Below are 25,681 nucleotides of genomic sequence, written 5' to 3' on the forward strand. Positions count from 1 at the left end.
ACCAACCGACCTACCCGTGCATGGTGAAAATAGAGTCTTGGGGTGTCATGCCCACCGTACAAGAGGATCGGGTTCATGGCCAAGAGCGAGTCACCCGCCGTTCTCCGCGACGTCCAGACGCTCTTCAGCCTGGGAACGATCCACGGATTGACGGACGCGCAGCTTCTGGATCGATTTCAGTCGGGGACCGATCCAGGTTCGGAGGCAGCGTTCGCCGGCCTGGTGGCGCGCCACGGCTCGATGGTTTGGGGAGTCTGCCGGCGTACCCTGAACAACCCCCATGACATCGCCGACGCATTCCAGGCCACGTTTCTGATCCTGGTCCGCAAGGCGGAAACGGTCCAGGCGAGAGACTCGCTCGGTCGTTGGCTCTACGGCGTCAGTCGGCGAGTGGCGGTCCGGGCGAAACGTGCCGCCGATCGGAGATCGGCACGCGAGGTCGAGGGGGTCGAATCCCTCGCCTGTTTGGCTCCTCGGACACCGGACAATGACCTCCCCGTCATCCTCGACGAAGAGATCGGCCGGCTGCCAGCGAAATACCGTGCCGCGGTGGTTCTCTGCGACCTGGAGGGCCTGGGACAAGAGGAAGCCGCACGCCAGTTGGGCTGCGCGGTGGGAACCGTCAAGAGCCGGCTGAGCCGCGGCCGTGAGAAATTGCGTTCGCGGTTGATCCGCCGAGGCGTCGCGCCCTCGATTGTGGCCTGGCGTGGCAATTCCGTGATCGACGAGATACCGGCCGCGACGGCCGAGGCCACGGTCAAGGCCGCGACCCAGTTCGCGGCAGGGCAAGTCGAGGCGGCCGGTCTGCTCTCAGCGAGAGTCATCGATCTCACTCAAGGAGTGCTCAGCGCCATGTTGTTTACAAAATTGCGATACTTATTTGTAACCGTAACGACGATCACCGCCCTGACAACGGGCGCCGTCGTACTGGCAAGGCAAGCCACGACTTCTCAGCCTCAGGAGAAGCAGGCCGCCGATCGCGAGGTATCGGAGGCCAAGCAATTGGACGCCCAGCCTGGGACGGTCCGCACGGCACCGCCCGCAAGTGATCCCCCGAACGATAAGGACGAGGAGAAAATCGATCGCATCGATGCTCTTCAACTCGACATCGAGATACTTACAAATCAATTGAGTACACTGAGGCAGGTCATTACCCAACAGTCCTCCAGTTCCATCAATACTCGCCACTATCGCATCAGATTGGGGGGCAACATGCAGGGACCGGGCGGGCGAGCGACCACTGAGTCCTTGGAGGAGGTTCTGAAAGAAGAGCGCAAGAACAGTTTGAGAGCCCGCGAAGATTACCTGGAGATGAGTCGAGAATTGAGGCAAAAGCAGCGAGAACTGGCGAGACTCATTGCTCAGCAGCGAGACAATCCCGGAATGCCGGGGTTGTTGCCCCCCGGATCCCTAGGCATCCTCCCATCCACTCCCCACCAGGCGAAGGCCGCCCCCGCCCTCGAGCAGCGCGTCAGCGAGGTGGAGCAGAAACTCGATGAGATTCTGAAATTATTGAAGGAATTGAAACAGTGAGAGCAGGAAGGCGTTCCGTCGAAAGTTACGAATGCCGTGAAGAAAACCGTCAAAATCGACCACGAGGCCTCCCTTCGACAGGTCGTAGCAAACGCGTGGTTCCGCGCACGTGACGCCCCAGGCAACCGGTCGCGGGCTTGAGTCAGACCGACCGCCGGGCTATAACCGAGCGACGCGTTTCCATTCCTCAAGAAGGGAGAGCCTCGATGATTCGTGCCTTGATGTTGGGTCTTCTGCTGGCCGCCACGGCCACCTCGGGGTTCGCGGCCGAACCAAAGAAGGACAAGCCAGTGAAGAGTGCCGCGGAGGAGGAGTGCGACGATTGCTGCGATTCGGGAGCGACTAAAGTCTTCGAGTTGCGGACGTACTACACCAACGAGGGCAAGCTCAACGCCTTGAACGCGCGGTTCCGCGACCACACCAATCGCCTGTTCAAGAAGCACGGCATCAAGATCGTCGGCTTCTGGACCCCGCAAGACAAGGAAAAGGGGAAGGAAGACACGCTCGTCTACCTGATCTCCTTCCCCAGCCGCGAAGCCGCCGCAGCCTCTTGGAAGGCGTTCCAGGCCGACCCCGAATGGCACAAAGCCCGCGACGAGAGCGAGAAGGCGGGAAAGATTCTCAAGAAAGTCGAGTCCATCTACCTCGACCCGACCGACTATAGCCCAATCAAGTAAAAGCCTGACCACGGAAGACCACGAACCAAAGCACCTCGGAAAGAGAAGCTTCCAAGCCTCATTCCGGTATCAGGTTCGTGTTCTTCCGTGATTGGCTTCCCTCGGGGCGACCGAGGAATCAGCACCATGACCACACATCCGCAAACAAGCCACTCCAATACATCAAGATTCACGCCCTCCTCTTGTCATTCTTGACTCGGCGAAAAAGACAACGATCCGAGACAGGGCTAGCCCAGATTATTCAAACCCGTCAGGCTTCGGGCCATTTTGGGAACTGACGGGACTGAATTCGATGATATGGTGTTCAAGAACGCACCTGGCCTAATTTCAGGATCGCATCGTGCAAGTCGAGGGCGTACCTTCCCCCTCCCCATAGCGTTCCAAACGGCCTTTACGCTCCCCGACGTGGATCAATCCGGCTTATCCCGGGGAAGGTTGGGGAGGGGGCATATTCACCGCTCGACTGACCTCCATAAAGTGATCTATGTGAGGCCAACTGCTGGATAGTCGCACAATGACTCGCCTCGCGCGGGTGATCACTTCCGCCGAAACCTTGATCAAACGAGTCCGCCAGGTGCTGGCGAAACCACCTCCCAGCGGATCACGCTCGCGACGTTTGTTAAAGAACCGCTTGCGATTCGGCTCGTCGATCGCTTCTGTCGGAAAATCGGCTGGCAGATTCAACTCGGCCGACGTTGGCAGGGTTTGAACCACCGCCTGACGGAGTCGCACCAGCAGATTCAAGGCGGCCGTGTGCAGGTAGAGACGGAAGTAATTCGCCATGAACCGGTGGTCGCTCAGACGGTCGGCCAGCAACTCGGTCTTCAGTTCTTTGTTCCGGTTTTCGCTCTCGCCGCGCATGGTGTACTCGTCATAAATCGCCTGTGGGAGAACGCGACAGCCAGGGCGGTTGGTGACCACGGCTCGCCGGTTGGTCCCCTGGGCATGGACCTCGACCTTGATCACGACCGGTTGGGGGGCGAGCCAACTGTCGGCCTGATACTCGACGCAAAGGAACAACCGTTGAGGTTGGCCAGTCTCTTCGTATTGCTGAAGGGCGTCCTTCAGGAGAGCGTCACTCATGGCCCGCAGCCGAGAGTTCATGCCGATTCCCAAGGTATAGCTCAATCGCAATTCCTGGCAGACGTCATACATTAGGGGAACGCCAAAGCCACTGTCGCCTCGGACATGGATCTGCACGTCAGGCCAGACAGCCCGCAATCGCCCCACCAGATATCGCAGATCGTTGTTGGCCCCCAAGAATGCAGCACAGGTGCCATACCTCAGTCCCACGAGGAGAACCATATCGTTTTCTGCACACGTTATGGCAATTGGCAAATACTGATTCTGTTCATAGTAGCCATGAAACATAGTGAGTTGTTGCTGGCCATGTGCGGGGTCGTCGAACGCGTCGATGTCGAAGGTGAGATGGTTGGGCGGCCGATCGAACGACTGAATGAAGAGGTCAACCATCACATCCCGTAACCTCCAGAGGTCGGCGATCGAGACCGCGTTCTCGAAGCGCGAGAGCGTTGGCTGACTCGCGAGGTCAAGGCCGTCGGGGAGACGCCCGGCGAGGAGTTTGAAGACGGGAGGATCGGAGCGTAAAGTGTCGTGGTCGTTCTGGTCCTCGTAATCGGCGAGGATTCCAAAGATCCGCTGCCGGACCATCGTGGCAATGGACTGGCGGGCGAGCGAAGGATTTCGAGTGTCCTGAAGGGCGGCAGCGAACTGTTCCGTGAGGTGAATTCGCTCGTCGAACTGGCGTATGAGCAGCAGTCCGGCATCACTGGAAAGCGGTGAGGAAGAGACTTCGATTTCGACAGGCCGCGAGGCCAAGAAATCCAATGACACCGGCGGAACAGAGTGTAAACTCATAGGGAGGCCTCTGGTGGCGTCGAATGTGTCGTTGTAGTAACACATTAGACGAAATCAGAGGCCTCTTTATTGAGTCGAGTTTGAATAATCCGGGCTAGAGCGGTTCCCGACCGGCTGGCGCACGAAAAAAGGGGACAGGCACCCGGCCTCCAAAGCGTTCGGCGAGATTCAAGGGCTCAGGGGCCGGGAGCCAGTCCCCTTTTTCCTCTGCTGTGCGCAATGCAAAGGAAAACCGCTCCAGGAAGCCTCTCGCTCCTCGTTCCCACGGTCCTCCGTGGGAATGAAGTCTTGGACGCTCTGCGTCCTCGGCTTTCGAAGGCCAGACGACGCGGAGCGTCGGGGACGGCATTCCCACGGAGGACTGTGGGAACGAGAGTGATTCCTCGCGCTATGGCGGGTCGTTGAACAAAAAGGCCCCGCGGAAAGAGTGATCACGAGATCCTCGGCGATCACGGAATCCACGTATGCGTGAATACAATGACTCTAAACCAAGGATCTACCGAGTCTCAGTGCGAGCCTCGGAAGATCCGCCGGGCCGCTGTCTTCCCTCAAGACGGTTTCACCGTCCAGGGACCGTCATGACTTCATTGAGCCGGTGAAAAACTTCCGCCCGCGTTCGTTCGCGGGTGAGAGTTTCCATCGCGTGGTCGGTCCGTGAGGAGCGTCCTAGCAACGCCGACAGCTCGTCCTGGCCAAGCTGCTGCTGGGCCGCGTCGAGCGGGTGAGTGAGGAGGATCCGCCTGGGGCGAGCCTGCCCGATCACTTCGATCAGGTCCTGGTCCCGCGCCAGGTTCGGAAGGATCGTCCAGTGGTAGGGGGGGGCGAGCAGGCGCGAAGTCGAAAAGTCGGCCTCGGCTCCTGCCAGATAAGTGACGGGGGTCTGATCGAGGATCAAGCAAGCGTCGTCAGGAAGCAGCGGGGCGGCGAGCAGCAGGAGGACGCCGTCGAAGCCGTGACCGTAGAGGAACAAGGGGCGGGACTTGCCGACCACGTCCCGTTGCCGTAAGACCGTCAGCGTCACCAGCAGGTCCCGAACTCGCTCGGCCAACAACGACCGGCCCGCAGTGATCAGCGCCGAGCCCACCTGACCCTCCCGGGACGGCTCGAGACCTTGACCGGTATAGGACAGGTCGACCACGGTCGCGTAGGAGCGAAACCGATCGGCCCAGTAGAGACGTTCGAGCTCGGGCTCAGACCGGTCTCGATCGAGGCGGAGAATGACGGGACCGTTCTCACCTCCGTCCTGCGGGCGGCTGATCGTCGCGGTCACCCCTCCACCGAGTCCCGAAGCCCACGAGAGCCGTTCGCGACGGTGATTACGCACCGGGTCGATTCCGAGATCTCGGTGCTCGACGCGTTCGGGAACCGCCGGCTCGCCCGACCAGCGGCGGCGAACCAACTCGGCCACCTGGGCGGGCGAGTGGTCCCCGGGCTGCGTCTCGCGCGAGGGACGGCGCATCCGCGATCGATTGACCTGGGTCAGCGAGAGCGACCCCGCAGGCAAGTCACCCTCGGGAAAGCAGCGCAAGCGATCGTCGGCGAGTGGTCCGTTCCCGGGGGGAATCTCGCTCAACTCCGGCAGCCCAAACTGGCGGCGAAACCAACGTACCTGGAGGTCGATCATCGCGTCGCTCCAGGTGTGAGGCGAGTCGAATTCGGAAAACTCGATACGATCGGGCCGGCCCGCGGCGGCATACAACCGCCGCGCCTGAGCCGCGGCGGCACGAGCCCCGGCGATCGGGAAGATCTCGTCATTCGTCCCGTTGACCACCAGCACCGGACGAGGATAGGCCATCGCCAGAAAGAGGCCGTGATCACCCACCGTGAGAACGTCATGAGCCAACTCGCAGACGCACATCGTCGTATCCGCCAGGTCAGAGCGGAACGTGGTCACGGCGCAGGTTGGAGAGACGGCCTTCAGCCGATTCTCGACGGCCCCCATGTAAAGCGTCTGGCTCCCGCCCCCGGACAGTCCGGCCATGCCCAGCCGCTCGGCGTCCACGTCGGGACGAGTCAACAGATAATCAATACAGCGGACGTTATCAAACAGTTCCAAGGCCATCAGTTCAGTGCCCGTCAGCGCAAGCTGTCCACCCGCCGCGCCGTGGCCGGTCCCGCGCCGCTCTTGCTTGCCCCAGCCATCCTTGGCCAGGACGATGAAACCGGCCTTGGCGAGCCGCTGGTACGCATTCTGATAGACGGGTCGATCCCGACCGCTGTGGCCGTGAGGACAGAGCAGCGCCGGCTTACGCAGTCCGCCCGACTTGGGCACATACACGCTGCAGGGGACGGGGACCCCCGCGGCGGCCTCGATAACGATTTTCTCGATCCGGTATCCCTCGCCATCCACGGTCTCGACTTGCGTCACCTTCGGTTCGAGTCGGGGACGATCGAGGTCGAGGTCGAGCAAGTTCAGGAAACGAGATCGGGCTCCGGCCAGTTCCCGGACGAGCCCGGCCTCATCACGGATGGCCGCCAGGCGCTCATCATGTGATTCGCAGAGCGCATTGATATGCTTTTGCACCCCCTGAACGACCGGGTCCTGGTGCGACGGAACGGGCGGTCGATTCGCCTGAGCCAGAACCAGGCCCGGAAATAGGAACAGCAAGAGAGCAAATCGGTAGAGGACACGCGACATTGAGAGGACTCCCATCGAAACCCGGCCTGCCCGAATTCTTCGGTGACTGGCCCGGATCACCAAGTTGGTCTCGTCCGACTGCGGCTGAAGCGTCGAGAGGAGGGTACCAGACCGGGACCATGGTCCGAACAGAAATTCTCGTGTCGAGTTGACCACATCGCTAACGAGCGAACCGATCTTACTTGCCTCTCAAGGCACTTGGAGCCATGAAAAGTCACAACCATGATCCGAGCCGGAGTGCCGGCCACGCGCCGTCATGGCACCGCTGGCGTGCGTCGACGTGGAGCCAATCACGCACAAAAGCCAACGATCCGCGACTGGGCGAGAATCGCGATGGATTTCCGGCCCGGCCGTATCCCTTTCAGCCCAGGGCCATTCCTCGGACGCGCGCCTACCCCGAGGGAATTACGGCCGGGCCGGCCGTGCTACTGCAAACCAACCCGGTGCGGAAACCGTAAGAATCATCGGTTCTATACATCACCGTTTGCTCGAGATGGGTGAGCTACATCGGCTCCAAACCTCGCGGCATGACGGCCCCACCAGGCTGCAGAACTTCGCGGCCTAACGTTGAAGGCTCGAGGCTCCCAGGACTCGGACAGACCTCAAACCAACAACAGCATCAACAGTCGCAACAAATCAAAATCCGATTGATTCTCGGGATTCGAGAAGCAAGAAAAGCGGGGGGGGGCTCGAGCCTGATCGAGCTTCGCTCGTTACCAGGGCAGGGGGCTTGAGATTCCCCTTCTGCGCCGACACGCCCGCCCTTTTCGGCGGTTCAAGGGCGGCCGAGGGTGTCGTTGACAACGAGTTTCAGGCTCTCGCCGAGTCCTTTTTGGCGGATGTGCTCGACATCGGCGCGGCAGGCATACAGCGCGTCGATCACCTTGGGGTCCCACTGAACGCCCGAGCCCTTTTTGAGGATCTCGTCAATCTGCATCGGGGTCAGTCGTTTGCGATAGGGGCGGGTGCTCGACATGGCGTCGAACGAGTCGGCCACGGCAAGGATCCGCGCTTCCAGTGGGATCGCATCACCGGCGAGTCGTGAGGGATAGCCGTTGCCGTCAAGGCTCTCGTGGTGGTGCTTGATCCCGGGCAACAGGTGGTGCAGCTTTTTGAGGTCGGAGAGGATGTGGACCCCGATCTCCACGTGCGACTGGATCAGGCGATATTCGTCGGGCGTCAGTGGTCCGGTCTTCTTGAGGACGCTGTCGTCGATGCCGATCTTGCCGATGTCGTGCAGCAGGCCCATCAGATAGAGGTCGCTGCGTTGGTTGGCCGTCATGCCGAGTTCCTCGGCCAGCCGCACCGCAATCCGCGCCACGCGCTCGGAATGGCCCGAGGTATAAGGATCCTTGGCGTCGATCGCAGAGGTCAAGGCGCGAATGATGCCGAAGAGCAACTCTTTCAGGTCGGCATAGAGCCGGGCGTTGGTTTGCTGGGTGGCGATCAACGAGGCGACGGGCTGGAGGATCTCAACCTCGGCCACGGTGAATGGACGGCCGTCGAGCGGGTTGAGAGCCACGAGCCAGCCGGTCAGGCCCTGGCTGTCGGCGGCAACCGCGGCCACTCTGCGGAGCTCGATCGCGGGGAACCGGGAGGGCTGATTGTCGACGTGAACCAGTTCGTTCTTTGTCCGGGGAAACAAGCCCTGGCAGTCGCTGACCTTCAAACCGGCCACTCCCCCAATGAGCATCACCGACTCGTGGTGATGGCAGGGGACCCAGGCCACAGCCTCGACGCCCATTGCCTCGCGCAACGCGTTCAGCGCCAGGTTCTGGAATCGCTCCGGTGGATCGGAGATCTTGAGGCGGCGGATCAAACGGGCGATGAGCTGACGCTCGCCTCCTTCGGCCCGTGCAGTTCCCCCCACGAACGCCTGCGAGGCCACTTCGCCGTGGAGTTGGTCGGCCACAACCTGCCCCCAGGCCCGCAGCGCCCGCGGTGGGCAGACCGGTCCCCAGGTGACCGTACCTTGGCCTGGGGAGGCCGAGGCGGAATTCGCAAAGCCGACCAGGGCGATCAGGCCGCCCCCCTCGGGTCGAGCCACCGGAATGGCGAGCCAAAGCGGATCGGATTCGCGATCAGAGCGCCAGACCGCCGCATGACTTGGCCCGAAGCCATTTGCCACCAGCGTGGCGAGCAAGCCGCGATCGGGGCGGGGAAACCGCCCAGCCTCAGCCCCCACGAGCGCACACCAGTTTCCCACGCCGGGATCGAACAGGCCGAGCGGAGCGGTAAACTCGTGACCGAGCCGAGCCGCCAACTGGCGGAGCTCAGTCGCGTCAGACGAGTCATTGGTCCTGGTTCCTGTCAGCGTCGCGGGCATTGCACGTGTCCCGTACATCCATTGGCGTTTCGACCGAGTGGATGCCCGCCGGATTGCGCACCCACACATGAGAACCTAGATCACAACCACCATCGCGGCGAATCGGCACCATCAATTTACGTGAGAAGCAGGGACTTAAGTGAACGCCGTTGACGGCGATCATCAGGTTTGGACAATTCTCGCGTCTCGGTCTATAAGACTATTAGATAGAATGAATTTCCTGGACGATGGAGAAGCCTGAAAAACGAGCCCGTTCCATGCGTCCACTCGACGAGCCGATGTCAGCGTCACGGCTTCCCTCGTCCGACGCTGTTGGGAAGGAACGTTGCGGACGACTCACCTGGCATGAGGTTCGCATCCGAACCACTTGACGCCGCGTCCGCCGGAATCATTTTAGACTCACAGGTTCGCTTAGCCTAGATGTGAAGTTCCGACTTTCTTTCAAACGACCGTTCCATCATAAAAACGCGTTCGACACCGGAATCCTCCGGCTCGAGGTAAGAGAAATCGATGGACATCCCCTCCTCCAGCTCGAGTCAAGCGGACGACTCCAAGCCCAAATTCGGGGCCTCCGATGACTTGAACTTCCATGACGCCTGGAACCCGTCGGAAGATTCGCACAGAGCGGGGACCGAGTTTGATTCCCTCCGCGGATTCACCGGACCGTCGATCTTCGACCACTCATTTCGCGGCCCGGAGCCGAGACGCCCGGCGATTTTCAACCCAGGATCCGTGAGCGACGCCGAACTCATTGACGCGTTCTCGATCGGCGAAGAAATCGAGGATGCGGCCAGCCGGGGCGGAGTCGACGCCAAGCTCAAGGCGCAATCCGTCAAACCGGAGGTTCCGCGTCCGCTGGTGCTCCCCAAGCCGGGCGAACGCATGGGGGGCTTCCTGATCATGGGGGAGTTGGGCCGGGGGACGTTCGCGCGGGTCTACCTCGCCAGGCAGGAGGGCCTGGGCAACCGCCTCGTGGCCCTGAAGATCTCGCGTGCCGTGGGAGACGAACCGGAGATCCTGGCGCGGCTCCAGCACAGCCACATCGTCCCGATCCACTCGGTCCACGACGACCCCGAGACCGGTCTTCGGATGATGTGCATGCCCTACCTGGGGGGGGCCAATCTTGCGCAGGTGCTCGAGGCCGTCGAGGCAAGGCGGGCCGGCCAGGCAAACGGTCGCAGCCTCGTGGACGCGCTCGACGTCGTCAGTCAACGCATGCAGTCGACGACGGGTCTGAGCCGATCGACCCGGTCCGTTCGCTCCTTTCGATCGCTCCCCGCTCCCTCCTCGGCACAGATTTCCCCTTACACGACGACACGACTCGCGACCGAGGCCAGCACCGGGTCGGATCCGTCACCGCCGACTTCATTCCTGACGAATTCCCTCACGACCGACACGGGCCGCTCGTTCGGCACGATCCAATCGCTCTGGACCCGGATCTCGGGGCGGAGCCGGCCGACACTGGTCGCAGATCCGGAACGCGACGAACGCGAGATCGACCAACCCTCGCGGCAGTTCCTCCGTGGGGCCAACCACATTCAGGCCGCGGTCTGGATCGTCGCCCGGTTGGCTGAAGGACTCGATCATGCCCATTCGAAGGGGTTGCTGCACCGCGACCTGAAGCCCTCGAACATCTTGATCACGGACGACGGCACACCGATGCTCCTGGACTTCAACCTTGCGACCCTGCGCAGGTTGGGCGGCAGTCCCGAGGACGGCGCCAAGACGACGCTCGGCGGCACCCTGGTGTTCATGGCTCCCGAGCACCTGGACGCCTTCCACCCCAACGGATCAACCTCGCCCGATTCGGTCGGCGAGCGGGCGGACCTCTATGCCCTCACCCTGATCCTGTTCGAGATGATCGCCGGCGAGGTTCCCTTCCCGGAACCGCCCAGCACACTGCCGCTCCACGAGATCATCCAGTTGATGATCGTCCAGCGTCGCCAGGTTCCCTCGCTCCGTGCCGCCTGCCCGCAAGTCCCCTGGAGCCTCGACTCGATCGTCTCCAAGTCTCTCGACCCCGACCCGAACCGACGGCATGCGCGGGCTCGCGACCTGGGCGAAGACCTCCGCCGCTTCCTCGACGACCTCCCGCTGAAATACGCACCCGAGCCAAGCCTTCGCGAACGAGTCGCCAAGTGGATCCGCCGCCACCCGAGCACGACCAGCTCGACCTCGGTCGGCTTGCTCGCCGTCCTCCTTCTCTGCGTCGCGGGTGGGATAATTTCGCTCCTCTTCAATAACTTGCAAGGCGTCTCGGCTCACCTCAAGTTCCGCAACTTCCAATCGGAGTTCAGCGAATCCCAGCTTCGCCTGAACACCACCAGCGGGCCGATCGAACACCTGGACAAAGGGATCGAGATCGCTCAAAAGGCCCTCGAGCTCGAAGGAGCGGGACTCTGGGACAAGGGCCAGCAAGGGGCATGGACCCGCTGGCTGACGCCCAAGGAACAAACGCTGTTCCGCGAGCAGATGGTGGAATTGATCCTGCTTGAAGCCCGGGCCAAAACTTACCTGGCGAACAAAAACGGCTCCGAAGCCGATCAGCGCGAAGCGCTGGAATGGGCGATCCGCTGGCTCGACCGCGCGGAGCAAATCGATCCACGTCCCACACCGACCCTGTATGGCGACCGGGCACGCTACCTCGCAGCGCTCGGCCTGGCGGAACGAGCAGGCAAGGACCGAGCCATCGCGGCGCAAACCAAGGCAGAGACCAGTCGCGACTTTGCGCTGCTGGGCACGTCGTTTCTGGTCAAGGAGGAATGGCAAAAGGCCGAAGCCGCATTACTCCGCGCGGTCGAACTGGACAAGCGACGCTTCTGGGCCTGGTTCGGACTGGGCTTTTGCCGCTTCAAGCAAGGGCGATACCTCGAAGCCTCCGGCAGCTTCGCCGTCTGTACTGCACTCGAGCCCGAGTTCGCTTGGCCTTATATGAACCAAGGTTTAGCGCTGGCCAACGCCGGGAGGTTCGACGAGGCCTTGAGCGTCTACGACCAGGCACTCCGCATCAACCCCCGATTCACCGAGGCGCTGGTCAACCGAGCGCTGACCCATCTCGAACTCGACAACTTGCCGGGCGCGGAGGCCGATTTGAACCAGGCCATCAACCTCGGGCGCAAGGAGCCGGACGTACTGTCAGCCCTGGGCGAAGTGCTCGCCCGGCTCGGCCGCCGCGACGACGCCGAGCGTTTGTACGCCCGCCTGCTTGACTCCGACCCCGAGAACCAGGCGTTCCGGGTCGCGCGCGCCGTGATCCGGCTCAAGACTGACCCCGCTGGCAGCCGCCAGGACCTCGAACGCGTCCTCGAACGCACCCCTCGCAACGCCCGCGCCCTCTACGTCATGGCTCGACTCATCCAGCAAGATGACCGGCCCCAGGCTTTGGCCTACGTCGACAAGGCCGTCGAGGCCGATCCCAACCTGGGAGACGCCCTCCAGCTTCGCGCCCTGCTTCGCGCACGCCTGGGCCACCTGAGCGCCATCGAGGACGTCAATCGCCTCGTCCAGGCACCGACGGCGAATCGCCTCTACAACGGTGCCTGCGCCCTGGCCATCCTCTCCGAGACCGCCACCAACCCCCAACTCGCGGACCACTCTCTCGCCCTGCTGGGCCGCTCGCTCGACGCGGGCTTCTCCCCCACCACAGCCGCCGCTGACCCAGACCTGACTCCGCTTCGCAAGCTTCCGGGATTCCAGACCCTGATCCACCAGAAACGAGCGGCCAACGCCCCTCAAAAGGGTGGGCGGAGCGAGTGACCTCCCCAGCTTCGATGCTCCACAACGGAGGGGCTCGAGAATAAGTGAACTTATGTTCCCCGCTCGCCTCTTGATTTCGAGGACCGATCGCCGGATGGCTTCCTGCCCCGCCGATCCGCCACACTTGACGTTGGAGCGACGGCTGCAAGAGAATGAACCCAAGCCACGCGCCGTTGGAGTCCAGCACGAGAATTTCTATGTCCGTTCGTTCAAGTGGTGTCCTTCACCGAGCCCTCAACGACACTCCGATCGCGGTCCTCGACTTTGAGACGACCGGGTTATCACCCGGCGTCGATCGAGTCGTTGAGGTGTCCGTCGTTCGCGTCGACCCAGGCGCGCGGCCTCGCCTGGTGTTCGATACCTTGATCAACCCCGATCGGCGGATGGCGGCCACCGAGGTTCACGGCATCACCGACCAGGCGGTGGCCGATGCCCCCCGATTCAAGGAGGTGGCCGCCGACCTCTGCCGGGCCCTTTCGGACTGCGTGCTTGCGGCCCACAACGTCTATTTCGACCTTCGATTTCTCCGGTTCGAGCTGGAGGCACTGGGCCGCTTTCAGGAAATCCCCCACCTGTGCACGATGCACTCACGCCCCTTGCTCGGCCTCAAAGCATGTGGCCTCGATGACGCATGCAAAGCGGATCAAATCGCGTTCACCCCGACGCACAACAGCCGTTCGGACTCCATGGCGGCCGCCCTGCTATGGATGCGCTATCGCGACCTCTTCACAGAGCGAAACATCCTCACCTACCGTGATCTGACATTGCTGGGAAAGCGATACAAGTTCTTCTCGAGCTTTGCATGCAGCATGTTGACGCCTTCGAAAACCATGCAGAAGCGGCTCACCCATTTGAAACCAAGAGAACAGCTCGCACCCGCTTCCGAATGGCCCCTCGACGCGATCGGCTAATCGCACGGCATTCTTCCCCCGTCACAAACATCCCCCCCGACTCTCGCATCCCAGCCGAAAGTGCTGCCTCCCGCGAAATCCGAGGCAATCATCCCTAACGAATTAGTACATCCTCGCCCTAAATCATTTCTTACAGGTTGTCTGCGTCAATCATTCGATCGTTTTCGCATACAATTTCACCCCGGTCCTGGGTGCGGGAGTAGCCGCGCACTCCGTCCCGGGACTTGCAGATCCGGGAGCAACGCGATAGAGTACGACATCGCACATACGATGTACTCGCTCTGTTGCAGAAATCAACATGGATGTTGACCATACCCGCCGATATGAAGAGCTCGACTCATTACGAGGTGTGGCAGCCCTCATCGTCATCTTTTGTCATCACCTATCGACGCTCCCGCTGATGGTTTCAAACACAGCGGGCAAGACTGAGATGATGTTGATCAATTGTCTCAAAGCGACCCCCCTCCTGATCCTTTGGGATGGGGCCGCCGCAGTGACCTTGTTCTTTGTTCTGAGCGGATTTGTGCTGTCCTTACCGTTCTATAACGGCCGGCAAGCGCCCTATCCCGCCTACCTCGCCAAGCGTGTTTGCCGAATCCACTTGCCTTATCTCGTCGCGATCGTGTTGGCCATCGTCCTCGCGCAAACCCTGCCGGACGGCCCACTCGTGGGCCTCAGTCACTGGGTCAACCAGTTCTGGAGGACCCCCGCGACCCCCCAACTCGTCGCCGAACACCTACTTCTCGTACCCAGTTTTCCGAACAGCGCCTTCGACCCCGTGATCTGGACGCTGCGCCACGAGATGCGGATCTCGATCGTGTTCCCGATCATCATGGTCGTGGTCATGCGACTTCGCTGGCAACTGTCGATTGGCGTCGCATTCCTGCTTTCGGTGGCGGGCCTGGTCTTGGATCGCGTGGGCCATGACGTGCTCGGCGACTATCCCTATTCGCTCTACGTCGTCCTCCCGTTTGTCGTCGGTGCGGTCTTGGCCCGGCATCGCAACCACCTGATCGCCGCCTACAATCGGATGTGGATCGCGGCTCAGGTCCTCTGGTTTGTGATTGCATTATTGCTTTACAATTATCTTGGCTTTTTTCCTCACTGGAAAATATTTCATCGTTTTCAAATCAACGCTTATCTTCCCATTGTCGGGTCAGCGATGCTGATCATCAGCGCGCTCGGATCGCGACGCCTCGGGGCCGTCTTGCGCTGCTCCTTCCCGATCTACCTGGGAAGGATCTCTTACAGCACGTACTTGCTCCATACCGTCGTGCTGCTGGCCGTCTTACACCTCGCCTGGCCGCAGTTCTCGCTCGCCCTGCTTCTGCCATTCTCGATCGCGCTGAGCCTCGCGATCGCGACGTACTTCTACCAATGGGTTGAGGTGCCCGCGATGGTCCTGGGACGCAGCCTGGCGAAGAAACTGGAGACTCAGAAGTCGTCGCCCGGAGAGATGGCCGTCGAACCGAACGGCTGAGACCAATGGGGGCAGGTGATGGAGTTGGGAAGGGCAGGGAGTGATGCTCCCCGCCCGCGTCCGATTCAAGGGAATGAAAAAAAAGGGGGATGGATTGGCCCTAGCCGGCCTTGCCAATCAGCCGACTCGTTCGCCAAGCTCCAGGAGCCGCGCCTTGAGGCTATCGAAGGTGGAGTGCCCATCGCGGTCGAAGACGAAGCGGGTGGGGAGACCGACGACCCGATTCGCACCAAGCTCGAAGAGCCGGCGCTGGCAGGCGGTCAGGCGTTTCGCAGCCACCAGGGCCGTGACGCGCCAGCCTGGGGCGTCCTGGTCGTCCCAGACCTCGCCGCGAGCGATGTGCTGGGCTCCTTGCTGACGCAGGTAGGCGGCCACCGTCGCCGCGGTCTCTGGGCCGGGGGCGGCGGGGCTGCCCACCACTTCCAGGTGGAGCCAACCGTCCGAGGCGCGAACACCGTCCATCGCGTCGAGCAAGAGGGCCAACGGGCCAGTCTCCCCTTCGGCGGCCAGCGTGGCCAGGCCGGGAGCATGACCGATCAGGCAAGAGGCCGAGTCGAGGACGGTCCCCCCTTCGATCTCGCGGAGCCGATTGTCCTTGAGCGTCGTGCCCGAACTGGTCAGGTCGACGATCACGTCGGCAATCCCGAGGCTCGGGTGCAGTTCGAGCGCTCCGTCGGAGTCGATCAACTGGTAGTAATAGATGCCCCACTTGCGAAAGTAGGCTTGGGTCAGGGCCGAGTACTTGGTCGAGACTCGAAACGTCTTGCCGCTCGCCTTGAACTCGGCGGTCAAATCCACAAGATCAATGATGTGCGAGACGTCGATCCAGCTCTCGGGGACGGCGACAACCAGCCGGCAGCCGCCGTAGCCGAGGTCGGGCACGACCACGGTGGTCTTCGCCGACTCGGCCGCGCGCTCGGCGAAGAGGTCCATGCCGGTCACCCCAAGGTGGCAGCGGCCCTCTTCGACCTGGGTCACGATGTCGGTCGGCCGCATGAAGACGACATGGAACCGCGGGTGGCCCGCGATCGTCGCCTCATACTGGCGATCACTGGCGCGTCGGACCTTGTAGCCAGCGGTCTTGAGAATCTCGACGACCCCTTCGTACAGGTGCCCCTTGGAGGGGACGGCCAGGCGAATGGGGTCGATGGTCGGCGTGGTCATCGGCGGCGGCCCTCGGCCTCGGCGCGGGCCAAACGGACGAGATCGGAAACCGAACTCGCGGACTGGGTCGAGTTCACCAGGTCATGTACGGTCATCCCATTCGGCGAGTCGAGGGAGCCGGTCACGACGACAATCAAGGCCAGGCCGAGCGACTTCGCCAGGGCGGTCGCCTCGTCGAGACCGCAGTCGGCCGACAAGACCGCGCGGGCTTGCTCGTTGCGAAGCCGCGTCGCGAGTTGGGCCGCGCCTGGGTGCGCCTCGGCCGTGGCGGCCAGGACCAGGAACCCGCACGGCGTGACCGCCGAGGTCGTGCGTCCCTGAGCCTCGAGGACTTGCGCCAGCCGCTCCAGACCGAAGGCAAATCCAACCCCTCGGTCGTCGCGGTCGCTCCCCAGCACGCGGGCCAGGCCGTCGTACCGTCCCCCTCCGCAGACTTCGACCGTCCCTTCGGGCGTGGGCACGAGGAGTTCGAAGATCATCTGCGAATAGAACCCAATGCCCCGGCCAAACCCGAGGTCGAGTTCAACGCGGTCGAGTCCGACACCGTAGTCGCTCAACGTCCGGACCAAGGTCCGCAACGCCGCGACCGACTCGGGTGCGCTCGACTCGTAGTCGCGGGCCAGGCGGGCCAGGACAACATCGGGATGGCCCTTCAATTCGGCGAGGTCGTGGACCTGCGCCCGGACCCGCTCCAGGGCTCCGAGCAGGCCGTGGCTGAGGTCCCACTTGCGGCGGAGCCGATGAACGATTTCGTGCCCCGAACGCCGGCCGGTGACCACCGGGACGAGGGTTCGGAACAGGCGGTCGATACCGGCGTCATCGGCCCGCTCGACCGCGTTGGGAATCTCCACCGCCTCGGCGGTCTGGAGCCACCCCGAGAGTTGTTCCAGGCCTCGCTCCAGGGCCCGGACATCGCGTCCGTCGGCGGCAGCCTCGCTGAGCATCTCGATCAAGGCCGAGGCCAGAGGGGCCGGCAAACCCGACCGCTCGAGCATCTCGAGGATCAGGCCGACGTGCCCAAGGCGGATCGTCGCCCCTTCGACCCCAGCCTGGGCCAGGGCCCAGTCGGCCAGCCAGATGACCTCACCATCCGCCAGCGGTCCCGAGTCTCCCAGCCTCTCCACCCCAACCTGCTGGAATTCGCGGAGCCGGCCGGGACGTGGGGTCTCATAGCGGAAGACAGGGCCGGAATGGCTGACCCGCCAGGGGAGGGGGGGTGGCTCGGCCGCCGCCGTGTAGGCGCGAACGATCCCGGCCGTCAGTTCGGGACGAAGACAGACGCCAGGCTGACCTGTACCTGAGAGCTCGAACAGCTTCGCCACAATCCCGGCGCCGCTTTTCCGCTCGTGGAGTTCGGTGAATTCCAAGACAGGGGTCTTGAGCGGCTCGTAACCGGCCCGGGCGAACCGGTCGAGCAGCAAGGACTCCAGAGCGGCAAGCCGGGCGTGGTCGCTGGGCAGCCAGTCGCGCGTACCCCGGACCGTGTCGATGGGACGCTCCGCGGCGGGAGCGGTTGCAGAGGGTTCGCGGCTCATGACGTCGTCCCCTCAATGGCCTTCAATGCCTCAGCGATCGCCGTCACAAGCTCGGCCTGAGGAATACCCTTCTGCTCTTGGCGGGTGGCAAGGTTCCGCAGGTTGAAGAGTTCGGAAGCCTGCTCGTCAGGACCGACAATCACCGCGAGCTTGTGCCCTCGGGCCGAGCCATAACCCATCTGCTTGCCGACCTGAAGCGGCTCGGGAAAGACTTCGGCCCCCAGGCCCGCGGCCCGCAAGCGACTCGCAAGCGCAACCGGGGTCGCCGGATCCACGCCAGGGAAGTTCGCGATCAGGATCGGCACCGTGGTCAATGCCCCCTTCAGCCACCCTGCCTCTTCCATCAGAGCCAGGAGCCGGTCGAGCCCGATCGACGCGCCCACGCCCGGCAGCCGACGCTCGGTGAACAGGCTGGCGAGATTGTCGTACCGGCCCCCCGAGGCGATGCTCCCGAACTTCTCCCAGCCGTTCACGGTCGTCTCGAAGACGACCCCCGTGTAATAGTCGAGCCCACGGGCCAACCCCAGGTCGATCCGAACCCGCTCTGGAGGAACGCCGGCCGCTTCGAGCAAACCGAGCACCTCACGCAGATTCTTGATCCCGTCGGCGGCCCTGGGATGAGTCCCCAGGGTGGCTTCAGCCTGGGTCAGGACCTCGGTCCCGCCCCGCCCTTGTTCGACGAAGTCAAGCACCCGGCTGGCCTGGTCTTCCGAGAGACCGGCGCCTCGTTCGGTCGACTCCGCATCGCCCTTCCGCAGCTCGTCGACCACCTTCTCGCGGCCGATCTTGGCGAGCTTGTCGAGGGCGCGGAGCACCGAGCCGGTGCGGTCGGCCAGGCCAAGCGTGTCGAGCATTCCGTCGAGGATCTTCCGGTTGTTCAGCGTGATCGTGAACGCGGCGACCCCGGCCGACGCCAAGGCGTCGTGGATCACCTGGGCCGTCTCCGCGTCGGCCAGTGCGCTTTCGGTCCCGACGGTATCGAAGTCGCACTGAACAAACTCGCGGAATCGCCCCTTGGCCGGCCGCTCACCACGGAAGACCGAGCCGATCGCATACCGCTTGAACGGGACACCCAGGTCGTTGACGTGCTTGGCCACAAATCGGGCCAACGGCACAGTCAGGTCGAACCGTAAGGCGAGCTCGCCCGGAGTCCCCCCCTTGTTGGTGACGTCGAAGATCTGACGGAGGACCTCGTCCGATCCGGCTCCCTTGCCCGTCAAGACTTCCATCCGCTCGATATGCGGAGTCTCGATCGGCAGATAACCGAAGGAGGCGAAGGTCTTGCGAAAGCTGGCGAGCATCCGCTCACGCGGAATCATCACCGAAGGGGGAATATCCCGCAGCCCACTGGCGACGCGGGGATCGATCATGGCAGGCGTATCCTTCCGAAGGCGAGGCTGAAAAAAAACGTGGGTCGGAGAAGCCCGGAAACACTCCCTCCTGGTGCGTCGCGCGGCGACGCCGCCTGCCCCGGAGGAAGAGGTCCACGACCCGTCCGATCGTAGCAAACCGTTCCCCCTGAGGCAAGATACGGCAAACGCAGTCGACCCGCAAAACGTTCGAGGGGAACGGTCTGGAGAGTGGCTCGCCTCACGCAAGCTGATCCGAAATCACGATTCCTGGGACCGTGAACGCGTCCTCTACCCACACTTTCATCCCACTCAACTCGATTCAAAAGCAGAGGGGGAGGGGACCGCCCTCGTTCCCGATTCTCTGGGAACGGGGATCGTTAAGGCGTGGAGGGGCGGATGTCGAGGAAGCTGCGTAGCGAGAATTGGACCTTCGCCATGAGGGTGGCCTGGGCATCGTCGTAAAGCACTCGCTCGAACTCGGCTCGCCGACGTTCGTCGGTCGCAAACCGACTCGCTGTGAACGCGGACAGACTGGGGATCGAAGGTTGTGTCTGAGCCTGGAGCGGGCCCGCTTGCCAGATCGACGAACCGTTCCGGCTCAGCATCATCCGGAGCGACAGGATGCTGAGTTGGCTCTTGGTGTTGAGATAGTCCCCGTGCTGGCGTTCCACCACGTCGAAACTGAAGTGGTAGGGTGCCCTCGTCGTCCAAAGCGAGTGCCAGGACGAGGAAGGTCGGTCCGTCAGATAGCCATGCTGCCGCAGAACGGGGCCCAGCACAGGTTGCAGCGCGGTGCGATAGGATTGGGGCGTCCCGAGGGTGAATTGACCCTGGGGTTGGTCGTAAATCACGCCTCGTTGGTCGATCAACGCGGCCACAATTGCGTTCGCCTGATTCTGAAGTGGGTTCTGAACGGCAGGAGCGAGTTCCTCAGCCGTTTTGATCGAGCGTTCGCAGAGGTCGATCGCCTCGTCGGGCAGTCCCGCAACAACGGCCTGCTTCGCAGCGGCCAAGTCGGCCTCGGCCCACTGCCGACGGGTCCGTTCGAGCTTCTCGCGCAGCGTTCCCTCAAGGCCTTCGAGCGTCCCTTCTCGCCAGGTCCGCGCGAGCAACGCTTTATAGGTCGCGATCGCCTCCCCCGGCGTGGCCTTGGCCGCCGACTCGATTTGAGCCACCGCCGCGCGACGCACAAACCTGTCCCTGAGCTCCTCGAGTTCCGCCATCCGAGCCGGACGCTGCTGAGGTTCGAGCCGAGCCGCTTCGGCAAGCGCAGCGTGGATCGACTTGACCGCCGCCTCGAATCGCCCCGCACGCTCCTCGGCCGTCGCATCGGCGATCCGCGCTGTCAGGTTCCGCTCGATCCGCTGCCGGTTCCGCGTCCGCAGAATCCCTCGGGTCCCGAACACCACCAGCAACAGGGTCAGGGCTGCCAGGCCCCACCACGTCCAGGCCACCCACCTGGGCCGCCCCCGTGAAAAACGCGTGCGGCGCACCACGGCTCGAGGAAGAAAGGGAACCTCAACCCAGGTCTCGCACCAGTTGCAACGCAACTGCCGGCCAGCCGAGGTCCCCTTCAACGTCAGCTCGTTACCACACTCCGGACAGGCAAACGATCCGCCCTCGCCCATCCCCGGTGTCTCCACATCACGGCCTGACCTGATCTCACAACGACCAAGCCAGCACAACCCTGTTGAGATCACCCCTGAGCGAGTGATCATTATTTGACGCGACGAAGAGGCAACTCGACGCCCCCGATCGGGAAGAACGGAGTGGTCGTCCCTCCCATATCAATAGGAATGACGCAAATTGTATCAAGTCGACGCCAAGAAAGGGGATGAGGAAAACAGGAAGTAAAGCAAAGCTACGTTGAACCCTTTATGAAGTCATCATCAACTTACAACCATCGCACGGTGAGGACCGAATCCCTGCCGAAATACAGGCACGGCCCACCATCCCGATCTCCTTGCCCAGAAGGAGGTTAAGATGGCGGGCCGTAACTTCTCAATAACCCCGGGCAACAATCTGTTCACTGATGAACAGGGACGGCTGCTTATGGACCCCGGATGCCTTCAATGGTCCTCAAAAGGCGATCCGGACGCTGTAAACGTGAGCGCAGTTCACCACTGTTCAAATGCACCACCCGGGGTTATTGAGAAATTACGGCGGGCCGTGCCCACCCTACGGGGAAAATCGGATTCTGGCCGCCGAACCATCGTTAATCGTTGATCAACTCAAAACGAGTTCGGCGAAGCTTTAGGTGGGCCATGCCCACCCTCTTGGAATCGGTTTGAGCAAGGCGAAGGGAGGGAGCCAAGCCGATCCGCCCGGGGAAATGGGGCTTACTCTTCGTTGGTGCAGTGGTTGATGAGCCAGGTATCAACGTCCGAGAGCATCGGCGACGTCAGGCGATGGGCACAGGGGTAGGATTGGAATGCGACGCGGAGACCTCCCGCGCGGAGCACGCGGACGTCGCGGCGGGCGGACTGAACCGGAACCCGGGCGTTCCATTCGCCGTGGACCACCAGGATCCGCAGGTCACGGCAGGCCTTGAGCCGAGCCAACGGACGGAATCCACCGGGAAGCCAGCCGTTGATCGCCACCACCCCCGCGAAGCGTTCGGGGTAGCTCAAGGCGATCCGGTAAGCGACGGCCGCCCCTTCCCCACAACCCATCAGGAAGATGCGTTCGGAGTGAACGTGCAAGGCACGACGCGTCTGACGGATCGATGAAAAAAGGCCATCCTCGAGCGAATCGATCGCGTCAGGGGCTCCTTCGATCAGCCGATGGCGAACGATGTCCGCTTCCGAGTGGGCAGAGAAGGGTCGGGGAACCCGGCGATCGGGGCGGGCAAACTCCGAACCCCAGCTAAACCCGTCCGCCCGACCTCGCTTGATAGCCGGCTCAGGTCCACGAAGGCTCAGCCCGACATAGTTTCGCCAACTCAGCGCCGGCATCGACCGCACCATCTGCTGCTCATCCCCCCCTCGGGAGTGCAGGAGTACGAGCAGCGGATAGGGGTAGTTGGGCTCATAGCGCTGAGGAACGAAACGCGCCTCCACGAGCGATCCCGTCCCGGTCGTCGTCTCGTGGAAGGGGGCGTTGAGCCGGTCGCTGGACATCGTCGAGGTGCTCCTCGGAGGCAAGCAGGCAAGATGGCGTCCATCCCGTCAAACGACCGGTGCGGCTCATCTCGATGGCAGAAGACCCGTTCGGTCTGTGCCAAGCATAGCCAGCGAATTGCCGCTCTTCAATAAATCCCGCAGTTAATTTGGATTTTGTCTCAAGTTTTTTTTCGCCGCGCCCGAAACTGGGCAGTTTGACAGAACTTACTCGGATTCTAACGGTTACGCGCGAAGCCAATGTTCCCAAAAGACATCGCGGGAGGTCGAAGCCTCCCGCGATAAAGATGGGCGAAACGGTATGTCTTCGACGTATCGTCAGTCGAAAAGATCCTTGACGAAGTCCTTGACTTTGCCTGGGAAGACTTTGAGGTTATGTTCGATTTTGTCGACCAGGCTCTTTTCTTGCTGGACCGGGCGACGATAGAGCTTGCCCTGGGCTCTCGCCTGAGCCCGAGCCTGAGCACGCGCCTGCATCCTGGCCTGCGCCTTGGTGAGTGGTTTCGTGGGCGTGAGCGCTCCCGCGGTTTGGGGTTGGCCCAGGCTCGTGCCCGTGGGAGAGGTCGGCACCGTGCTCCGGCCATCGGTCCCCAACACCCGCAAAGTCACCGGATTCGACAGCGAAACGTTATTCGACTTCAGGGCCTCGTCGACCGCGTAGTCTTGGTCGATCATGACCGCAATCTTGCCGACGCCTACACTATCGAGGGTGAGCCCGTTGGGGAGCCGGTTCGGAAGATTGAGCGTCTGGACGATCTGCTGATTAAAGCCGGACTGCAGTCCTTCGATCGCCGCATCTCCCAGGTAGATCGCATGATCGAGCGATCCATTGGCCCCCGTCAGGATGAATTTGACGTGGAACGGTCCGGCATCGGCCCGCCCCAGGTTCTGGACCGTAGTCGTGACCTGGAAGTTCTGCCCCCAGGCGATCGGCTGTGACGGCGCGACGACTCCCGATGCGGCCAGTTCGGCCTTGGGAAGCGCGGACAACTCGGCTGGGGTCGCTCCGCCGGTGATCGCAATTTGCGTGACGTCGAACCCGAGCCCCTGGGTGGGCACGTGGGGATAGAGCGGGTTGGTGATGTAATCGGCGTCCTGAAGCACCGACAAGTAGAACGACGTGTTCCCCACCAGGGCCGTGACGGGAGCGGCAGGCAGCGTGATCGTCCCCACGACGTTGATCGTCTGATAGGCCGGGACGGCCGGGATATCGAGGTAGCCGACCGTCACGTCCGCCCCATTTCCCGGATTCACGCTCGTCGGAGTCAGAATGACCTGAGCCCGGGTGGCGGGGGCATCCCCCGCAGCGTTGTTGCGAACCTGCGCCGTCACGGTGACCTGCTTGCCCCAGGTCGTCTGGTCGGGATAGACCCCCAGTGACGAGCCGATCAGGCTCGAAGGCACCCTCTGGGCGATGGTCAGCTTCGCCGTGTCGAAGCCCTGGCCGACCGCAAAGTTGTTGTTATCGTTGCTTTCGACGACCGTATTTTGGGGATCAACCCGCAGGGTGATGTAGATCGGCTGCCCCGAGTAGCCCGGGATCGAGGTCGGGGGGAGGCTGAGGGCCTGATCAAAGGTTGCGGTCTCGCCGGGATCGAGGTCGCCGGGGATGTTCGTCGCCCCGAGCAAGACCGATCCCGGGCCGAGGACCGGGTTGGTCGAGGCGTAGATCGCCACCGGGATCTCCCCGACCTGAGCGCCATTGCCCTGGTTCTTGATCACCCCGGTTGCGTGGAACTTGTCGCCCCAGTCGAGAGTGAGCGCCGAGGTATCCAACGCGGCGCCCACCAGGTCGGGTAAGGCATTCGCCGCGAGCAGTTGCCGGCCCTCGAGCGGTTCGAAGCGGAGTATGATCGGACCACGCCCCCAGGCGCGGCGGCGGGCGGCGGCCCGGCGGTTGTTCGACAACATCAGGGGCTTCTCCTCCTTGAGAAGACGGCTCGGCAATCGACAGAGGACGCCCTGAGTCGAACGGGCGCCCGGGCCTTGTTGGGTGCGTCGGCGAGAGGTCGGCATCAGCCCTTCCTTGGGACTCTGCGCGGAGGCTATCCGCCAACGACAATCCGGTCAAGACGGACTCCCACCAATCCCAAACGGGGCTCGCTTGGACCCGCTGGCCAGAGGAATCGAGAATGATACCGGCCTGCCAGCGCCTCTCGACGACCTGGAGGCGTTATGATACCACTTCTTCCGGAGGTTTGAGCGAGGCGCGCGAGGACGTGCGGCAGGGAGTGGCGATTGACGGAAGCATTGATCGAAAAACTCGGTTACCTGGGGATCTCGCTACTACTCGTGCTTGGCGGCCTGGGGCTTCCAGTCCCCGAGGAAGCGCCAATCATCCTGGCCGCTGTCCTCTCCAAGAGCGAGCGGATGTGGTGGCCGTTCGCCCTCGCCTCGTGCTTCGTCGGAGTCCTCCTCGGCGATTTCATCGTCTATTTCATCGGCTACTACTACGGGGACAAAGTCCTCAGCCTGCCGATGACCCGCAAGCTCCTGACGCTGGAGCGGGAAACCCAGATCAAGGGCTACTTCCATCGCCACGGCTTCAAGATCCTGATCCTCGGCCGGTTCGCCGTCGGGTTTCGGACCGCCGCCTACCTGACCGCCGGCATCCTGCAACTCCCGGTGCTGAAGCTGTTCTTGACCGACGTGCTCGCCGCCTCCCTGAGCACCCTCTTGATGTTCGGGCTCGGCTACGTCTTCGCAAACCAGATCGAGGGCAGCTTCGACCAGATGAAGCACTGGCTAATGGCGATCGTGGCGCTGGTGCTGGCCTCCTGGCTGCTCCACCGCTTCCACAAGGGGCGTCTACGCTCCGGGTTACGCGTCGGCCCCCCCGTGCTCGTCTCGGACGACGCCCCACTCCCGCCCGACGACCTGCACGCCCCCCCGAAATCACCCACCGACTCCGCCGTGCCCCTCACGCCGATCCCCACCCCCGAAGTCCTGATCATCGCCCCCAGCGCCTCGGAACCCTCCCGATACCACTGCCGGCCATCCCCATTCCCATTCCCATCCCCGTCCCCGACCCCGCCGCACCAATCGTCGCCATCACCACCACCGCCCCCAACCTCGAACCGGTGCCCCCCCACCGCGCCCCAGAGGCTTCACACCTCGCCGAGCCGAACCACTCCCGTTCGCTCGAATCCCACCCACGATAATCGAGAAACCAGTCTCCCCCTACCGCCTTACCCCTCTGCCACGCCCAAAGTTTTGGTTGCCCAAAAATTCATATTGCAAATCGCAAAAATTCAACTACGATCCCTATGAATCACAGCTTTGGGAAAATCAACTTTCGTGATTCATGACCAA

15 protein-coding genes are annotated in these 25,681 nt (G+C 62.6%); 6 read left to right on the plus strand and 9 right to left on the minus strand.

The features are described 5' to 3' along the window. Positions 1–75: 75 nt before the first annotated feature. Both V5E97_RS01415 and V5E97_RS01420 read left to right on the plus strand, forming a co-directional pair. Positions 76–1,533 carry an RNA polymerase sigma factor gene (locus tag V5E97_RS01415; RefSeq protein WP_406697490.1) on the plus strand — a complete coding sequence of 486 codons (1,458 nt, stop codon included), beginning with the start codon at positions 76–78 and terminating at the stop codon, positions 1,531–1,533. Between the two features lie 206 nt (positions 1,534–1,739). Next, positions 1,740–2,210: an NIPSNAP family protein gene (locus V5E97_RS01420; RefSeq protein WP_406697491.1), complete on the plus strand. Its 471-nt coding sequence runs from the start codon at positions 1,740–1,742 to the stop codon at positions 2,208–2,210. Between the two features lie 420 nt (positions 2,211–2,630). Here V5E97_RS01420 and V5E97_RS01425 read toward each other — a convergent pair whose 3' ends face one another. The 3 genes from V5E97_RS01425 to V5E97_RS01435 all read right to left on the minus strand — a co-directional run bounded on the left by V5E97_RS01425 (position 2,631) and on the right by V5E97_RS01435 (position 9,052). Next, complete coding sequence (locus tag V5E97_RS01425) at positions 2,631–4,088, minus strand: IS1380 family transposase (protein ID WP_406697492.1); 1,458 nt, start codon at positions 4,086–4,088, stop codon at positions 2,631–2,633. A gap of 559 nt (positions 4,089–4,647) precedes the next feature. Further along, a complete protein-coding gene (locus tag V5E97_RS01430) occupies positions 4,648–6,726 on the minus strand; it encodes an alpha/beta hydrolase family protein (RefSeq protein WP_406697493.1) in 2,079 nt (692 codons plus the stop codon). A gap of 775 nt (positions 6,727–7,501) precedes the next feature. Next, positions 7,502–9,052 carry an HD-GYP domain-containing protein gene (locus V5E97_RS01435; protein ID WP_406697494.1) on the minus strand — a complete coding sequence of 517 codons (1,551 nt, stop codon included), beginning with the start codon at positions 9,050–9,052 and terminating at the stop codon, positions 7,502–7,504. A gap of 510 nt (positions 9,053–9,562) precedes the next feature. Here V5E97_RS01435 and V5E97_RS01440 point away from each other — a divergent pair. The 3 genes from V5E97_RS01440 (at position 9,563) to V5E97_RS01450 (ending at position 15,199) form a co-directional block, all read left to right on the plus strand. After that, the gene (locus tag V5E97_RS01440) at positions 9,563–12,808 is read left to right on the plus strand and encodes a protein kinase domain-containing protein (protein ID WP_406697495.1); all 3,246 of its coding nucleotides are present in this window, start codon (positions 9,563–9,565) and stop codon (positions 12,806–12,808) included. A 197-nt stretch (positions 12,809–13,005) separates the two neighbouring features. Then, positions 13,006–13,719: a 3'-5' exonuclease gene (locus V5E97_RS01445; protein ID WP_406697496.1), complete on the plus strand. Its 714-nt coding sequence runs from the start codon at positions 13,006–13,008 to the stop codon at positions 13,717–13,719. 298 nt (positions 13,720–14,017) lie between these two features. Beyond that, positions 14,018–15,199 (plus strand): acyltransferase family protein, encoded by a 1,182-nt coding sequence (locus V5E97_RS01450; protein ID WP_406697497.1) that lies wholly within the window; start codon positions 14,018–14,020, stop codon positions 15,197–15,199. Positions 15,200–15,316: 117 nt separating this feature from the next. Here V5E97_RS01450 and hisG read toward each other — a convergent pair whose 3' ends face one another. The 6 genes from hisG to V5E97_RS01480 all read right to left on the minus strand — a co-directional run bounded on the left by hisG (position 15,317) and on the right by V5E97_RS01480 (position 24,280). Beyond that, positions 15,317–16,363 carry an ATP phosphoribosyltransferase gene (hisG, locus tag V5E97_RS01455; protein WP_406697498.1) on the minus strand — a complete coding sequence of 349 codons (1,047 nt, stop codon included), beginning with the start codon at positions 16,361–16,363 and terminating at the stop codon, positions 15,317–15,319. After that, the gene (locus V5E97_RS01460; RefSeq protein ID WP_406697499.1) at positions 16,360–17,898 is read right to left on the minus strand and encodes a histidine--tRNA ligase; all 1,539 of its coding nucleotides are present in this window, start codon (positions 17,896–17,898) and stop codon (positions 16,360–16,362) included. The genes hisG and V5E97_RS01460 overlap by 4 nt, the downstream gene beginning before the upstream one ends. Next, entirely contained in the window at positions 17,895–19,268 is a 1,374-nt protein-coding gene (gene hisS / locus V5E97_RS01465; RefSeq protein ID WP_406697500.1) for a histidine--tRNA ligase, read from the minus strand. Before hisS ends, V5E97_RS01460 begins: the two co-directional genes overlap by 4 nt. A 359-nt stretch (positions 19,269–19,627) precedes the next feature. Then, positions 19,628–20,878 carry a hypothetical protein gene (locus V5E97_RS01470; RefSeq protein ID WP_406697501.1) on the minus strand — a complete coding sequence of 417 codons (1,251 nt, stop codon included), beginning with the start codon at positions 20,876–20,878 and terminating at the stop codon, positions 19,628–19,630. Positions 20,879–21,589: 711 nt separating this feature from the next. After that, positions 21,590–22,369, minus strand: a complete 780-nt coding sequence (locus tag V5E97_RS01475; protein WP_406697502.1) for an alpha/beta hydrolase — start codon at positions 22,367–22,369, stop codon at positions 21,590–21,592. A gap of 318 nt (positions 22,370–22,687) precedes the next feature. Next, positions 22,688–24,280, minus strand: coding sequence for a CARDB domain-containing protein (locus tag V5E97_RS01480; RefSeq protein ID WP_406697503.1), 1,593 nt, complete (start codon positions 24,278–24,280; stop codon positions 22,688–22,690). A gap of 327 nt (positions 24,281–24,607) precedes the next feature. Here V5E97_RS01480 and V5E97_RS01485 point away from each other — a divergent pair, with 327 nt between their 5' ends. Then, positions 24,608–25,639, plus strand: a complete 1,032-nt coding sequence (locus V5E97_RS01485; protein WP_406697504.1) for a DedA family protein — start codon at positions 24,608–24,610, stop codon at positions 25,637–25,639. The last annotated feature ends 42 nt before the right edge of the window (positions 25,640–25,681 follow it).

It is taken from the genome of Singulisphaera photorubra (assembly GCF_045290345.1).
Classification (GTDB): Bacteria; Planctomycetota; Planctomycetia; order Isosphaerales; family Isosphaeraceae; genus Singulisphaera.